Source organism: Flavobacterium amylolyticum, from assembly GCF_048284335.1.
Taxonomy (GTDB): Bacteria; Bacteroidota; Bacteroidia; order Flavobacteriales; family Flavobacteriaceae; genus Flavobacterium.
Genome location: NZ_JBLVPG010000002.1, coordinates 140,800 through 155,579 on the forward strand (window position 1 = coordinate 140,800; position 14,780 = coordinate 155,579).

Below are 14,780 nucleotides of genomic sequence, written 5' to 3' on the forward strand. Positions count from 1 at the left end.
TCAATATGACAAGAGAACTCAGACCCTTAATTTTAATAATCATTCTATTTTTTAGTTTGAATATTTTCCCTCAATCTAATTCTAAGTTTACAGTTATTTTAGATGCTGGTCACGGAGGTAAAGATCCGGGTAATTCCTATCATGGTTTTGTTGAAAAGGAAATTGCGCTTAAAACTACCTTAAAACTTGAAAAATATCTAAACAAAGAGACTGATATTCAGGTTGTTCATACCAGAAAATCGGATGTTTTTATTGAATTAAAAGATAGACCTAAAAAAGCGAACAGTATCGACGCTAATTTATTTGTCTCGATCCATTGTAACTCTGTTAAAAACCCAATTCCGTATGGCACAGAAACATTTGTAATGGGTTTGGCTAGAAGTAAAGGAAATTTAGAAATTGCAAAACAAGAAAATTCCGTTATTTTACTTGAAAAAGATTACAAACAAACGTATAAAGGTTTTGATCCTAAGAACCCAGAAACATTAATTGGATTAAAGATTTTGCAAGAAGATTATTTAGACCGAAGTATACGTTTAGCTTCTAAAATCGAAAATAATTTTAAAAACAAACTAAATCGAAAATCAAGAGGAATAAAACAGACTCCCTTATGGGTTTTAGACGCGGCTTATATGCCAAGTGTATTGATTGAATTAGGTTTTTTATCCAATAACGAAGAGGGGCTTTATTTAAACTCTGAAGAAGGACAAAATAATATGGCAGAAGCAATTGCCTCGGCTATTATTGCTTACAAAAAAGAATATTTTGGAACGCAACCCAATGAAAAGAATCATGAACTTTTGTCTGAAAAAATAAGTGAAAAAAGAATAAAAGATACTTCGAAGAGTACTAAATTTAAGCAAATTACAGAAAAACAAGTTTTTAACAAACAAGAACAAAAAACACAAAATTCTGAAGTGGTTTTTAAAGTTCAATTTGCCGCTGGTTACACAAATATTAAATTAGATTCATCCAATTTTAAAGGATTAAAAAAGGTTTCAGTAAGAACAAACAATGGTTTTTTTTATAAATATGCCTATGGCTCCACAACGGATTATAATTTAGCTAAAGAAGATTTAAAAAAAGTCAAATCCAAAGGGTATTCTTCCGCGTATATAATTGCATTTAGGGATGGAAAAAACATTAGTGTCGAAGAAGCGCTTAAATAATAACAACAAGTCAAATATTTTATATTAAATTTGTAAAAAATACTTAAATTTTGAAAATAACACGAGAAATTAAAACTGCAATTTTAGTCATTGCATCTATTTTATTATTTATTTGGGGCTACAGTTTTTTGAAAGGAAGAGACCTTTTTACCAATTACAAAACTTTTTTTGTAGAATATAAAAGTGTAGAGGGTTTAGCCACTTCTGCTCCTGTGACGCTGAACGGTTTAGTCATAGGTAAAGTTAGCCGCATTACCATAAATGAGAACACAGGCGTATTATTGGTTGAATTACAATTAAAAACGGATTTTCCAATTTCTAGATCCAGCATCGCTTCTATATATGAGCCAGGATTTATTGGGGGTAAACAAATTGCAATTGTTCCTAATTTTAATGATAAGAACTTAGCCGTTGATGGTCAAAAATTATTAGGTGGCATAAAATTAGGTCTTACAGATAAAGTGGGGGATCAATTAGCTCCTCTTCAGGAAAAATTAGAAAAGCTGTTGGGCAGTACTGATAAATTAATATCGGGGTTGAATAACGTTTTGGACCAAAAAGGGCAACAGGATTTAAAGCTGACTTTGGCTGAGTTGAGTAAGACTATTGAGCAATTTCACAAAGTTTCTTTGAATGTCAATACCTTATTAGATACTAATAGAAATCAAATAAATGGTGTTGTTACCAATTTCAATAAAATATCCGGAAATTTTTCTAAAATTTCAGATTCATTAAATAAGGCTGATTTAGGTAAAACTGTTAAAAATTTGAATGCAACATTAGGAAGAGTAGATGTTATAATGAGTGGTTTGGAAACTGGAAAAGGTTCAATGGGTAAATTGTTAAACGATGATGCTTTCTACCAAAACATTAGAACTTCAACAAAAGAATTAGAATTATTATTACAAGATATACGACTTTATCCAACTAGGTATGTGAATATTTCTGTGTTTGGAAAGAAAAATAAGCCTTATGTAGGTCCTGTAAATGATTCAACCGCTACTGTAAAAAATTAGTCACTATGAGCTACTTAGACAATGTTTTATTTGCCATACTTTTAGTAATTGGTTTCGGTTATTTTGTCATTAATGTTAAAAAAATTAGACGAAATATTAATCTTGGAACTAATGTGAATCGTTTTGATAATTCTAAAGCTCGCTGGACCAATATGGCCATGATTGCTCTTGGACAATCTAAAATGATAAAAAGACCGATTGCTGGGGCACTTCATGTAGTCGTCTATGTAGGATTTATAATTATTAATATTGAATTATTAGAAATAATTATTGATGGTATTTTTGGAACACACCGTGTTTTTGCTTTTTTAGGAACAACCTACGATATTCTAATAGCTTCTTTTGAAATTTTAGCATTTTTAGTTTTAATTGCTGTCATGGCTTTTTGGATTAGGCGTAATGCTATAAAATTAAAAAGATTTATGAGTTCGGATTTAAAAGGCTGGCCGAAAAATGATGCGAATTATATCTTGTATTTTGAAGTGGTTTTAATGACTTTATTTTTATTAATGAATGCTTCGGATTTGCACTTGCAGAATGTACCCGGTGGTTTTTCTCATTTTATAAAAGCAGGTTCGTTTCCTATCAGTCAATTTATTGAGCCTATTTTCAATGGAATGTCAAATGAATTAGTAATGCTTCTTTCTGAAATATTCTGGTGGTTACATATTACTGGGATTTTAATTTTCATGAATTATCTTTATTTTTCTAAGCATTTACACATTCTGTTAGCGTTTCCAAATACGTATTTTGCAAATCTAAATCCTCAGGGACAATTTGATAATTTAGAATCCGTTACTAAGGAAGTAAAACTAATGATGGATCCTAATGCCGATCCATTTGCAGCTTCACCGGTTGATGAAAGTGTAATGCCAAGTAAGTTTGGAGCCAGTGATATTCAGGATTTAAATTGGGTTCAATTGCTGAATGCCTATACCTGTACAGAATGCGGTCGCTGTACTTCATCTTGTCCTGCGAATATAACAGGTAAAAAATTGTCTCCACGTAAAATCATGATGGATACTAGAGACAGGATGGAAGAAGTAGGCAGAAATATTGATGCCAACAAAGGGATTTTTATACCGGATAACAAAACATTATTGAACGATTATATTACTCCTGAAGAACTTTGGGCGTGTACATCATGTAATGCTTGTGTTGAGGAATGTCCGGTAAATATTAGTCCGCTTTCAATTATTATGGATATGCGTCGTTATTTAGTTATGGAACAAAGTGCTGCTCCAATGCCTATTAATGCAATGATGACTAATATAGAAAATAATGGGGCACCTTGGCAATACAATCAGCAAGATCGATTGAATTGGAAAAACGAATAGTTAACCGATTGACTGTTTAATGGATTATTAGTGATACTAAATAACCGATTTATAAATTAAGAATTTGTGATTAACCGAATCAACAAAATAGTATGTCAGAGAAATTAATAGTGCCAACTATGGCCGAAATGTTAGCCCAAGGGAAACAACCAGAAGTTTTATTTTGGGTAGGTTGTGCAGGAAGTTTTGATGACAGGGCTAAAAAAATAACCAAGGCATTTGTACAAATATTAAATCGTTCAAATGTCTCTTTTGCCGTTTTGGGTACTGAAGAAAGTTGTACTGGGGATCCTGCAAAAAGAGCGGGTAATGAGTTTTTGTTTCAAATGCAGGCCATGATGAATATAGAGGTTTTAAACGCATATGAGGCTAAAAAAATTGTCACAGCTTGTCCCCATTGTTTCAATACGATCAAAAACGAATATCCTGAATTAGGTGGAAAATACGAAGTTGTTCACCATACGGAATTTTTAAAATCACTCTTGGATGATGGAAGACTAACTATTGAAGGAGGACAATTTAAAGGAAAACGGATTACTTTTCATGACCCTTGCTATTTAGGAAGAGCTAATAATGTGTATGAAGCACCAAGAGATTTGATTCTTAAATTGGATGCTGAATTAGTTGAAATGAAGCGTTCTAAAGCTAACGGTTTATGTTGTGGCGCAGGTGGTGCTCAAATGTTTAAAGATGCTGAGCCTGGAAATAAGGAAGTCAACGTTGAAAGAACCGAAGATGCATTAGAAACTAAACCAGAAATAATCGCTGCGGGCTGTCCTTTTTGTAATACGATGATGACAGATGGTATTAAGAATAAAGAGAAAGAAGGGGAAATAAAAGTCATGGATATTGCTGAATTAATAGCCAACGCACAGGATTTATAAATAAATTTAATATTACGAATTTTGATTTCTAATTCAAAATTCATAACTCATAACTCATAATTAAGATGTTTATTCCTTTTGAAGACTTACCTGAAGATTCCAAAATCTGGATTTATCAATCGAATAGAAAATTTTCGGATACTGAATTTTCTGAAATAGAAACTGCTTTGCAATCATTTCTTAACAGTTGGGCTGCGCATGGTACTAGTTTAGAATCCTCTTATCAATTGAAATACAACCGATTCATTATTATCGCCGTAAACCAAGATGTACAAGCAGCTACGGGTTGTTCTATTGACTCTTCAGTAGAATTTATTCAAAGTTTGGAACAAAAATATACAGTTGATTTATTGGATAAAATGAATGTTACGTTCAAACTTGGAGAGCATATTGCGCACAAGCCCTTGATAGACTTTAAAAAAATGGTAAAAGACAAGGCAGTTACTGAGAACACTATAGTTTTTAATAATTTAGTTAACTCTATAGAAGAATATAATGAATCTTGGGAAGTACCAGCCATCGACAGCTGGCATAGTCGCTTTTTTTAATAAAATAGTTAAATGAAAAAGATAAGCATCAAAAACGGTTTTTTTTATGTCTTATTTCTTTTTGTTGCTGCTGGTTGTGTTGGTACAAAAGTAAATAAGAATAAAGTAATTCTAACCAACAGTCCGTCCAAAACAGAAAATTTGGACAGTATAAATCGGAGTAATATACCAACTCTTTTTGATTTACTTCCTGATGGAAATAAATGGGTTGACAGTGTTTACAATGTTATGACTTTAGAGGAGAAATTTGGACAATTATTTATGGTAGCCGCTTATTCTAATAAAGATTCCGTACATATCAAAGCCATTGATAAACTCATCCAAGAAAGCAAAATTGGAGGACTGATTTTTTTTCAAGGTAGCCCTGTTCGTCAAGTAAAGTTAACCAATCGTTTTCAATCGAAATCAAAAATCCCTTTGTTTATAGGTGTCGATGCTGAATGGGGTTTGGGCATGAGACTGGATTCGACCTACAGTTATCCCTGGAATATGACACTTGGAGCTATCCGAGATATGAAATTATTAGAGAAAGTTGGTGTTCAAATTGGGCAACAAAGCAAACGATTAGGATTGCAATTTAACTTTGCTCCAGTTCTCGATATCAATACAAATCCAAGAAATCCCATAATAGGTTTTCGCTCTTTTGGCGAAGATAAATTCAAAGTTACGGAACGTGCCATTGCTTTGATGAAAGGTGTTCAGGGTCAAGGAATTTTTTCTACGGGTAAACATTTTCCGGGTCATGGTGATACCGAAACGGATTCTCATAAAGGATTACCAACGATTGGTTTTTCAAAAGAAAGACTTGAAGCTGTTGAGTTTTATCCCTATAAAAAAATGTTTCATGAAGGACTTTCTTCGGTCATGGTAGCTCATTTAAACGTGCCCAGTTTAGAGCCAAGACCTAATTATCCATCTTCGATTTCCTATAATGTGGTCACTACTATTCTTCAAAATGAGCTAGGTTTCAAAGGGCTTATTTTTACCGACGCTTTGAACATGAAAAGTGTGAGTGCCTTTAAATTACCAAGCGAAATCAACTTTGAAGCTTTTATGGCTGGAAATGATGTATTGTTATTTCCTGAAGATGTTCCTGCTGCTATTGAGAAATTTAAGCTTGCCTATTCCTTAAATTTATTTACTGATGAACGATTGGCTTTTTCGGTAAAGAAAATTCTAAAATTTAAGTACAAAGCAGGTTTAAACAACTTCAAACCTATTTTAACGGATAATTTATACACTGATTTAAATGCAGTTGAAAATGATGCTTTACACTATGAATTGTTTGAAAATGCCATTACGGTTCTAAAAAATACGGCTGCTATTCTGCCTATTAAAAATTTAGAAAAGCAAAAAATTGCGTATGTTAAAATTGGAGACGACACGAATAATTCGTTTGTTGCAACACTTAAAAAATATGCTGAAGTCACAGTAATTGAAGACACTATTATAGATAGTTTACAAATAAAGTTAACGCCATTTACGACTGTTATCATTGGGTACCACAAATCAGATGTTGCTTTTAGAAACGATGATTTACGAACGGAAGAGTTGGCTAAAATTAAATTTTTAGCCCAAAATAATAATGTGATTTTAGATGTTTTTGCGAAACCCTATTCCTTGTTGCCCATTACGGATTTTACAGATATCGAAGGATTGATAGTTTCCTATCAAAACAACGCTATTGCTCAAATAGTTTCTGCAGAACTAATTTTTGGGGCTATAGAAGCCAAAGGGAAATTACCGGTTTCTATAAATACAAGCTTTAAAGTAAACGATGGATTAGGCACGGAGAGACTGAATAGATTAGGGTTTACAACTCCAGAAAATGTTGGTATGAATTCAACTATTTTGTCAAAAATTGATACAATAGCCAATAAAGCGATTAATACTAAAATGACACCTGGAATTCAAGTTTTGGTAGCCAGAAAAGGTAAAGTTATTTATCAAAAATCATTTGGGCACCATACCTATGATAAAACGATTAAAGTTCAAGATTCAGATATTTATGATGTTGCTTCCTTGACAAAAATTCTGGCTACGTTGCCCAATGTAATGTTGCAATACGATCAGCAAAAGATAAATTTGGAAACTACATTAGGAACAATGTCACCCATTTTTAAAGATTCCAATAAAGCAAATATTAATTTTAAGGATTTATTGTCACATTACGCAGGGCTTGCTGCAGGAATTCCATTTTATAAAGCAACAATGGATAAATCTAAATTTCCTTCCGAAGTCTATTTTAGAAAAACATCTGAAGAGCAGTTTTCTAAACGATTGGCAGACAGTCTTTTTATAAGAAATGATTTTAGTGATACGATTATGAAAATGATTGTAAAAAGTAAGGTGTCACTAAAAAAGGAATATAAATACAGTGATCTTACTTTTATGATACTAAAAGATTATTTAGAGAAAACAACGGGTAAAAGCTTAGATGTTTTGATTCAAGAGAATTTCTATCGTTCCATTGGAATGAATAATTCCAGTTTTAATCCTTTAGAAAAATTTGATAACAATAGAATTCCACCAACAGAAACAGATACCTATTTTCGCCATCAACTTTTACAAGGATATGTTAACGATTTATCAGCAGGTTTAGAAGGCGGGGTTTCCGGTCATGCCGGTGTTTTTTCGAACGCTATGGATGTGGCTAAAATAATGGAGCTTTATCTGCAAAAAGGAAATTATGGCAATCAACAGTATTTTTCTGAAAAGACATTTGAAGATTTTAATACGTGTTATTTTTGTGCGGCAGGAAATAGGAGAGGTGTAGGTTTTGATAAGCCACAACTAGGTACTCAAGGACCTACATGCGGTTGTGCTTCGATGACTAGTTTTGGTCATACTGGTTATACCGGAACAATGGCTTGGGCTGATCCCGAAACACAAATTGTCTATGTGTTTTTATCTAATAGAACTTTTCCAATAGCAGCTGAAAATCGATTATCAAAAGAAAACATTAGAGAAGATATTCAAAAGGTGATTTATGAAGCAATTATAAATTAACCAAGTTTTATAAAAATGGTTTTTTAATATTTTTAGTAACACTATTTCAGTACAAATTTCGACTTGTATTATAGTATATTTAGATAAAAAGAGGTTAATGAGAAATAAGAATACCGTTTCTGCAAAAGTCTATTTAATTGGATTGTTTTTTTGCATGACCTTTGTAAATGCTCAAAATAGTGATATAAATATTCTGCGGGATATCAATGTTCATAGAAATAAGAATTTAGATCCTACTTTTAAATTAGTAACAAATAGTGCTGTTCCAGTCAGTGTTGCAATTCCCATTATTCTATATTCTGTTGCTTTAATAAAGAAAGACAGTACCATCAAGCAACAGGCAATTTTTATAGGAGAAGCATTCTTAGTAAATGCATTTATTACCACTGCATTGAAACATACTATAAAAAGAAACAGACCATTTGAAACCTATCCGAATATTGATCAAGTAGCATCTTCTGTAGGCAATTCATTTCCATCAGGACATACTTCTTTAGCTTTTGCAACAGCAACATCACTAAGTATGGCTTATCCCAAATGGTATATTATTGCCCCATCATTTGTTTGGGCTGGGGCTGTGGGATATTCTAGAATGCATTTAGGGGTTCATTATCCAAGTGATGTATTTGCAGGAGCAATTATTGGTAGCGGTTCAGCATATTTAAGCTATAAAATGAATAAATGGATTAATAAGGAGAAATTAAAAAAAGAGAAGCACTATTCTAAATAATTTACTAATTGCTTGAATAATGGTATGCCTTCATTGATGATTTTGATTAGAATAAGAATTTCGTACATTAAGTTTTACGACACCTTGTATTTAATTTAAATTTCCACAAAAGACATTCCTATTTTTATTAATTTCGTTTTACAAAAATAGATACATGAAAATCGCAATAGTTTGTTATCCTACCTTTGGTGGTAGTGGTGTTGTCGCCACAGAATTAGGTCTTGAATTAGCTCGTCGTGGGCATGAAATACATTTTATAACTTATAGCCAGCCTGTTCGTTTGGCGCTTTTAAGTCCAAACGTGCATTACCATGAAGTGAATGTTCCAGAATATGCATTGTTCCATTATCAACCGTATGAATTGGCTTTGTCAAGTAAATTGGTAGATATGGTAAAGTTGCATAAAATAGAATTGCTTCATGTACATTATGCCATTCCTCATGCTTACGCCGGTTATATGGCAAAGCAAATGTTGAAAGATGAAGGGATTAACATTCCAATGGTAACTACGTTGCATGGAACCGATATAACTTTAGTAGGGAACCATCCATTTTATAAACCTGCTGTTACCTTTAGCATCAATAAATCTGATTTTGTTACTTCTGTTTCCCAAAGTTTAAAAGAGAATACTTTAAAATTATTCAATATAAAAAATGAAATTGAAGTTATTCCAAACTTTATCGAATTAGATAAAAACGTTAATGAACTTAATACTCCTTGTCAACGTTCAGTAATGGCAAAGGATGATGAACGGATTATTACACACATAAGTAATTTTAGAAAAGTAAAACGTATTCCGGATGTAATTAAAATTTTCTATAAAATTCAACAAGAAATTCCGGCGAAGTTGATGATGGTAGGAGACGGTCCTGAAAAAGAAAAAGCAGAATATTTATGTCAGGAATTGGGTATTGAGGACAAAGTTATTTTTTTTGGTAACAGCAATGAGATCGATAAAATTTTATGTTTGACAGATTTGTTTTTGCTTCCCTCAGAAACGGAGAGTTTTGGTCTAGCCGCTTTAGAAGCGATGGCGTGTAAAGTTCCTGTTATTTCAAGTAATTCTGGTGGCTTGCCAGAAGTAAATTTTGAAGGTGTTTCAGGTTATTTAAGTGATGTTGGGAATACGGATGAAATGGCTCAAAATGCCTTAAAAATTTTAAAAGACGATGTGGTTCTTAATAAGTTTAAAGAAAATGCATTAACAGTTGCTAAACAATTTGATATAAAAAATATACTTCCGCTTTATGAGGAATTGTACAAAAAAGCGATTAATAAATATTTATAAATCACTAAACAGAAAGGTTCTTTAAGCGGATCAATTTAATACGATAAAAATGAAGAAAATAATTATATCATTATTTATTATGACTCTTGCTTCATGTAGTGTTACTAGTTTAAAAAGTTCAGACACATCCAAATTGTACGAAGTATTGACCCAGCAAACTTATGGTGGAGCAAGTATTCGTTTTTTTGAGATTCTTTCTGAACCAAATGAAACAAAGATGCTACAAAATGACGAAAATTTAAAAAATAAGATTAGTTCTGCAGATATTCAAAATTCTAATTTTATTGTTTTAAATATGGGTGAGAAAACAACTGGAGGATACAATATTGGAGTTGATAATGTTGTTGAAACTGATAAAAATATTATCATAACAATTAAAGAAACGAATCCTAAGCCTGGAAGTATGGTAACACAGTCGTTTACTTATCCGTTTTGCGTTATTAAAATAAATTCAAAAAAAGAGATTATAATCAAATAGAAAAAGGCCACTAAATAGTGGCCTTTTTTTGTATTATAAAGAAATACTAAAATTGATATCTAAGCGCTAAAGCTACGTCAGATCCATAATTATTTTCATAATATCCATTTCCACCAAATTCAGGTCTAAAATCTAAAGATATTAACAAAGGGAAATCAAAGTTATATTCAATACCAATATCTCCAGCAGCAAATGCAAAAACATCATTGTTATAGTCTCTGTTGTCATAATAATCTCTATTATAACTTCCTACTCCACCTCCAACACCTGCATACCAGTTAAGACCACCATCAATGTTCCAAACCCATTGGTACAAACCTGTTAATTTGATAGCATTATCGTCATAACTGTCGTTTTTATAATTATTTCTGTTTCTCCATCCTAAATCTAATTCTAAACGATTGTTGTTAGATAAGCCTCTTTGGTATGTGATTTCAGTACCAAAACCACCGCTATCTCCAAAACGAAGACCTAATGCATTTTTTGAAATATCTTGAGCTTGTGCTGTAAATGCTAACCCAATTAGCATAATTGCTGATAAAATAATCTTTTTCATAAGTGTGTTTTTATTGGTACAAATATAATACTATGTTAAATTAGCATGTTTATAGAATTTGATTGAAAAGTTATATAATTTACATATTTCAGAATCTCAAAATTTTAAAAAAGTGAATTACAATAAAATATTTTGTTTAGAAAAAAGTACTGAAGCTACGATTTGGTTGCTCAAAATATCTTCCATCTCAAAAAGATTTTCTTCTTCAATATAATTCATTTCAGAATATCTAAATATTTTCCAACGTTTTTTATTGTATTCTAGCGCAGTTAGATTTTCTACCCAATCACCTGAATTTAAATAAAGTGTACCTCCGTTTTTAGTTTCTTTATGAATCATTTTTGGTTCATGAATGTGACCACATATTACATAATCGTAGTTGTTCTCTATTGCCAATTCAGTAGCCGTTTTTTCAAAATCAGAAATATGTTTTATAGCTTTTTTTACACTTGCTTTAATTCTTTTAGAAAAAGAATACGGTTCTCTTCCTACTTTTAACAAACACCAATTGACCAACCGATTGGATAGAATCAGATAATCATATCCTAATCCGCCTAGTTTTGCTATCCATTTTGAATGCTGAACCGAAGCATCAAAAACATCACCATGAAATATCCACGCTTTTTTATCATCCAGATTCAATACTAATTTATCAACTAATGCAAAATTACCCATATTCATATCGCTAAATTTTCGAAGCATTTCGTCATGATTTCCGGTAATGTAATAGACCTTAGTACCCTTTGAAGCAAAACTGATTATTTTTTGGATTACTTTTAAATGGGCTTTTGGGAAATAGGATTTTCTAAATTGCCACACATCGATAATGTCACCGTTTAATACTAAAATTTTAGGTTTTATGGAAGATAAATAATTATAAAGTTCTTTAGCGTGGCTTCCAAAAGTTCCCAGATGTACATCTGAAATGACTACCAACTCGACTTTTCTTTTTTTCAAGGTATTAGAATTTTAATTGATTCAAATTAAATGAATTAGGATGAAATAAAAGGGTATGAAAGGTTAAGAAATGACATTTAATATTAATTAAAAGTCAATAAATACGTAATGCCATTCAAAACTTTAAGGGTTAAACTTTTGAACTTTAAACTAAAATATTACATTTGTTCAAAACTAATCAGTATGGCAGGAAATAGCTACGGAACACTATTTAAAATAACAACTTTCGGAGAATCTCATGGTGACGCTTTAGGCGGAATAATAGACGGTTGTCCTCCTGGTATAACAATAGATTTTGAAGCAATTCAATTTGAAATGTCACGCAGAAAGCCCGGTCAATCGGCGATAGTTACTCAAAGAAAGGAGCCTGATGCTGTTCAATTTCTTTCTGGAATTTTTGAAGGGAAAACAACAGGAACACCTATTGGTTACATCATTCCTAATACCAATCAAAAATCAGACGACTATTCTCATATAAAAGACAATTACAGGCCCAGTCATGCAGATTATGTGTATGAAAAAAAATATGGAGTTCGCGATTATCGTGGTGGCGGGCGAAGTTCTGCTCGTGAAACTGCAAGTAGAGTAGTGGCTGGAGCAATTGCAAAACAAATCTTGCCCGAAATAAAAATTAATGCTTATGTTTCTTCCGTTGGACCTATTTTTTTAGAAAAACCATACCAAGATTTAGACTTTACAAAAACGGAAAATAACCCAGTACGCTGTCCCGATGAAGAATTAGCAATAGTTATGGAGGACTACATCCGGGATATTCGCAAACAAGGCGATACGGTAGGTGGAACGGTAACATGCGTGATTCAAAATGTACCTATTGGTTTAGGAGAGCCTGTTTTTGATAAATTACATGCAGAACTTGGTAAAGCCATGCTTTCTATAAATGCCGTAAAAGGATTTGAATTTGGAAGCGGGTTTTGTGGTGCTAAAATGAAAGGAAGCGAACATAACGATCTCTATTATCCTGATGGAACTACTAAAACTAATCTTTCTGGCGGTATTCAAGGTGGTATTAGTAACGGAATGGATATTTATTTTCGAGTAGCTTTTAAACCTGTCGCCACCATTATGCAAAAACAAGAGTCTTTAGATAATAAAGGGAATATTACTGAAATGACGGGTAAGGGACGTCATGATCCTTGTGTAGTTCCCCGTGCAGTTCCTATTGTTGAAGCAATGGCCGCTATAGTGCTAGCAGATTTTTATTTGATTAACAAAACGTATTAATACTAATTTTTAGATCTTATTCCTTTTTATACAGTTTCCTTTTTTGATTTGTAAATAAGAAAAATGGCTATTGTTATACTTTGAAATATTCCTAAAACCAAATAATCTATTTAATGAATACCGATACAACAAAAAAACCATCTTTTTTCTCAGGATTAACAGGTCAAATATTAATTGCGATGGTTTTGGGTGCCATTCTAGGAATAATTATACACAATTCGATTTCTGCAGAAGCAGCTCAAGGATTTAGTAATAAAATTAAAATACTGGCGACTATTTTTATTAGATTGGTTCAAATGATTATTTCTCCATTGGTTTTTACCACTTTGGTGGTAGGAATTGCAAAACTTGGTGATATCAAGGCAGTAGGAAGAATAGGTGGAAAAGCAATGGGCTGGTTTTTTACAGCCTCATTCATCTCGTTATTATTAGGAATGTTTTTTGTAAACATACTTGAACCGGGAGTAGGTCTTAATTTATCGAATGTTGATTTAGGCGCTGTTTCTGAAGTAACGGCTAAAACTCAAAATATTTCTTTTGAAAATTTCATTGAGCATATAGTGCCTAAAAGTATTTTTGAAGCAATGGCAACCAATGAGATTTTGCAAATAGTAATTTTCTCTATATTCTTTGGTTTAGCTGCAGCTGCATTGGGAGATTATGTTAAGCCGGTTACAAATGCTTTGGATAAAATATCTCACATCGTGCTTAAAATGGTAAACTACGTAATGAAATTTGCACCGATAGGCGTATTTGGAGCTATTGCGGGAGTATTTGCAGTAAGAGATTTTCAAGAATTAGCAATTACATATTTTAAGTTTTTTGGATCATTCTTGATTGGAATTTCATCACTTTGGGTAGTATTGATTGTAGTAGGTTATATTTTTTTAAAAAGCAGAATGACTGTTTTGCTTAAAAGAATTGTTAGTCCATTAATTATTGCTTTTGGGACAACGAGTAGTGAAGCTGTTTTTCCAAAATTGACAGAAGAATTAGAGCGTTTTGGAGTAAAAGACAGGATAGTATCCTTTATGTTGCCGCTTGGATATTCTTTTAATCTGGATGGTAGCATGATGTATATGACTTTTGCCAGTATTTTTATTGCTCAAGCTTATGGCATAGATTTAGATTTAGGTACGCAAATGACAATGTTATTGGTTTTAATGCTTACCAGTAAAGGTATTGCAGGTGTTCCAAGAGCCAGTTTAGTGGTTGTTGCGGCAACATGTGGTATGTTTGATATTCCTATTGAAGGAATTGCATTAATTTTACCAATTGACCATTTTTGTGATATGTTCCGTAGTGCCACGAATGTTTTAGGAAATGCTTTAGCGACATCAGTTGTAGGACAATGGGAAGAAGGCGATGCGGAAATTGATACAGTCAGTATTAATTAAGATAAAGATCAATGGGAGGATACCTCTTTAACCTGTTCAATTTAATGAACAGGTTTTTTTGTTTAAAGGTTATAAAGTATCATATTTTAGAGTATAGTTTATATCTATTTAATTTTAAGACAAAATAAATGCTTTTCTTCTTTTTTTTAGTAATAAAATGTATATTTGA

At 32.3% G+C, this 14,780-nt stretch carries 13 protein-coding genes; 11 read left to right on the forward strand and 2 right to left on the reverse strand.

Features of this window, described 5'->3' with window-relative positions; translation table 11 throughout:
- Positions 1–5 precede the first annotated feature (5 nt).
- The 9 genes from ACNQF9_RS06815 (at position 6) to ACNQF9_RS06855 (ending at position 10,459) form a co-directional block, all read left to right on the forward strand.
- Positions 6–1,169, forward strand: a complete 1,164-nt coding sequence (locus ACNQF9_RS06815) for an N-acetylmuramoyl-L-alanine amidase family protein (RefSeq protein ID WP_417960258.1) — start codon at positions 6–8, stop codon at positions 1,167–1,169.
- Positions 1,170–1,219: 50 nt separating this feature from the next.
- On the forward strand, positions 1,220–2,185 hold the full coding sequence (locus ACNQF9_RS06820) for an MlaD family protein (RefSeq protein WP_417960257.1): 966 nt from the start codon (positions 1,220–1,222) through the stop codon (positions 2,183–2,185).
- Positions 2,186–2,190: 5 nt separating this feature from the next.
- Positions 2,191–3,522 carry a 4Fe-4S dicluster domain-containing protein gene (locus ACNQF9_RS06825; protein WP_417960256.1) on the forward strand — a complete coding sequence of 444 codons (1,332 nt, stop codon included), beginning with the start codon at positions 2,191–2,193 and terminating at the stop codon, positions 3,520–3,522.
- Positions 3,523–3,614: 92 nt separating this feature from the next.
- Positions 3,615–4,406 carry a (Fe-S)-binding protein gene (locus ACNQF9_RS06830; protein ID WP_417960255.1) on the forward strand — a complete coding sequence of 264 codons (792 nt, stop codon included), beginning with the start codon at positions 3,615–3,617 and terminating at the stop codon, positions 4,404–4,406.
- A 65-nt stretch (positions 4,407–4,471) separates the two neighbouring features.
- Positions 4,472–4,954 carry an ABC transporter ATPase gene (locus ACNQF9_RS06835; protein ID WP_417960254.1) on the forward strand — a complete coding sequence of 161 codons (483 nt, stop codon included), beginning with the start codon at positions 4,472–4,474 and terminating at the stop codon, positions 4,952–4,954.
- Positions 4,955–4,966: 12 nt separating this feature from the next.
- On the forward strand, positions 4,967–7,963 hold the full coding sequence (locus ACNQF9_RS06840; RefSeq protein WP_417960253.1) for a glycoside hydrolase family 3 N-terminal domain-containing protein: 2,997 nt from the start codon (positions 4,967–4,969) through the stop codon (positions 7,961–7,963).
- A 97-nt stretch (positions 7,964–8,060) separates the two neighbouring features.
- Positions 8,061–8,693: a phosphatase PAP2 family protein gene (locus ACNQF9_RS06845; protein ID WP_417989905.1), complete on the forward strand. Its 633-nt coding sequence runs from the start codon at positions 8,061–8,063 to the stop codon at positions 8,691–8,693.
- A 154-nt stretch (positions 8,694–8,847) separates the two neighbouring features.
- A complete protein-coding gene (bshA, locus tag ACNQF9_RS06850; RefSeq protein ID WP_417960251.1) occupies positions 8,848–9,981 on the forward strand; it encodes an N-acetyl-alpha-D-glucosaminyl L-malate synthase BshA in 1,134 nt (377 codons plus the stop codon).
- A gap of 49 nt (positions 9,982–10,030) precedes the next feature.
- Positions 10,031–10,459: a protease complex subunit PrcB family protein gene (locus ACNQF9_RS06855; protein ID WP_417960250.1), complete on the forward strand. Its 429-nt coding sequence runs from the start codon at positions 10,031–10,033 to the stop codon at positions 10,457–10,459.
- Positions 10,460–10,505: 46 nt separating this feature from the next.
- Here the strand turns inward: ACNQF9_RS06855 and ACNQF9_RS06860 are convergent, their stop codons facing one another.
- Both ACNQF9_RS06860 and ACNQF9_RS06865 read right to left on the reverse strand, forming a co-directional pair.
- A complete protein-coding gene (locus ACNQF9_RS06860) occupies positions 10,506–11,015 on the reverse strand; it encodes a hypothetical protein (RefSeq protein ID WP_417960249.1) in 510 nt (169 codons plus the stop codon).
- A gap of 117 nt (positions 11,016–11,132) precedes the next feature.
- Positions 11,133–11,972 carry a UDP-2,3-diacylglucosamine diphosphatase gene (locus ACNQF9_RS06865; RefSeq protein WP_417960248.1) on the reverse strand — a complete coding sequence of 280 codons (840 nt, stop codon included), beginning with the start codon at positions 11,970–11,972 and terminating at the stop codon, positions 11,133–11,135.
- A gap of 183 nt (positions 11,973–12,155) precedes the next feature.
- On the opposite strand from ACNQF9_RS06865, the gene aroC reads away from it, so the two are divergent.
- Positions 12,156–13,214 carry a chorismate synthase gene (aroC, locus tag ACNQF9_RS06870; protein WP_417989906.1) on the forward strand — a complete coding sequence of 353 codons (1,059 nt, stop codon included), beginning with the start codon at positions 12,156–12,158 and terminating at the stop codon, positions 13,212–13,214.
- Between the two features lie 113 nt (positions 13,215–13,327).
- Entirely contained in the window at positions 13,328–14,611 is a 1,284-nt protein-coding gene (locus tag ACNQF9_RS06875) for a dicarboxylate/amino acid:cation symporter (RefSeq protein WP_417960246.1), read from the forward strand.
- Positions 14,612–14,780 lie beyond the last annotated feature (169 nt).

What these genes read in the sequence shown, in the direction of transcription:
- ACNQF9_RS06815 (WP_417960258.1), top strand. Translation starts at nt 6, where the DNA reads ATGACAAGAGAACTCAGACCCTTAATTTTAATAATCATTCTATTTTTT.
- ACNQF9_RS06825 (WP_417960256.1), top strand. Translation starts at nt 2,191, where the DNA reads ATGAGCTACTTAGACAATGTTTTATTTGCCATACTTTTAGTAATTGGT.
- ACNQF9_RS06830 (WP_417960255.1), top strand. Translation starts at nt 3,615, where the DNA reads ATGTCAGAGAAATTAATAGTGCCAACTATGGCCGAAATGTTAGCCCAA.
- ACNQF9_RS06835 (WP_417960254.1), top strand. Translation starts at nt 4,472, where the DNA reads ATGTTTATTCCTTTTGAAGACTTACCTGAAGATTCCAAAATCTGGATT.
- ACNQF9_RS06840 (WP_417960253.1), top strand. Translation starts at nt 4,967, where the DNA reads ATGAAAAAGATAAGCATCAAAAACGGTTTTTTTTATGTCTTATTTCTT.
- ACNQF9_RS06845 (WP_417989905.1), top strand. Translation starts at nt 8,061, where the DNA reads ATGAGAAATAAGAATACCGTTTCTGCAAAAGTCTATTTAATTGGATTG.
- bshA (WP_417960251.1), top strand. Translation starts at nt 8,848, where the DNA reads ATGAAAATCGCAATAGTTTGTTATCCTACCTTTGGTGGTAGTGGTGTT.
- ACNQF9_RS06855 (WP_417960250.1), top strand. Translation starts at nt 10,031, where the DNA reads ATGAAGAAAATAATTATATCATTATTTATTATGACTCTTGCTTCATGT.
- ACNQF9_RS06860 (WP_417960249.1), bottom strand. Translation starts at nt 11,015, where the DNA reads ATGAAAAAGATTATTTTATCAGCAATTATGCTAATTGGGTTAGCATTT.
- aroC (WP_417989906.1), top strand. Translation starts at nt 12,156, where the DNA reads ATGGCAGGAAATAGCTACGGAACACTATTTAAAATAACAACTTTCGGA.
- ACNQF9_RS06875 (WP_417960246.1), top strand. Translation starts at nt 13,328, where the DNA reads ATGAATACCGATACAACAAAAAAACCATCTTTTTTCTCAGGATTAACA.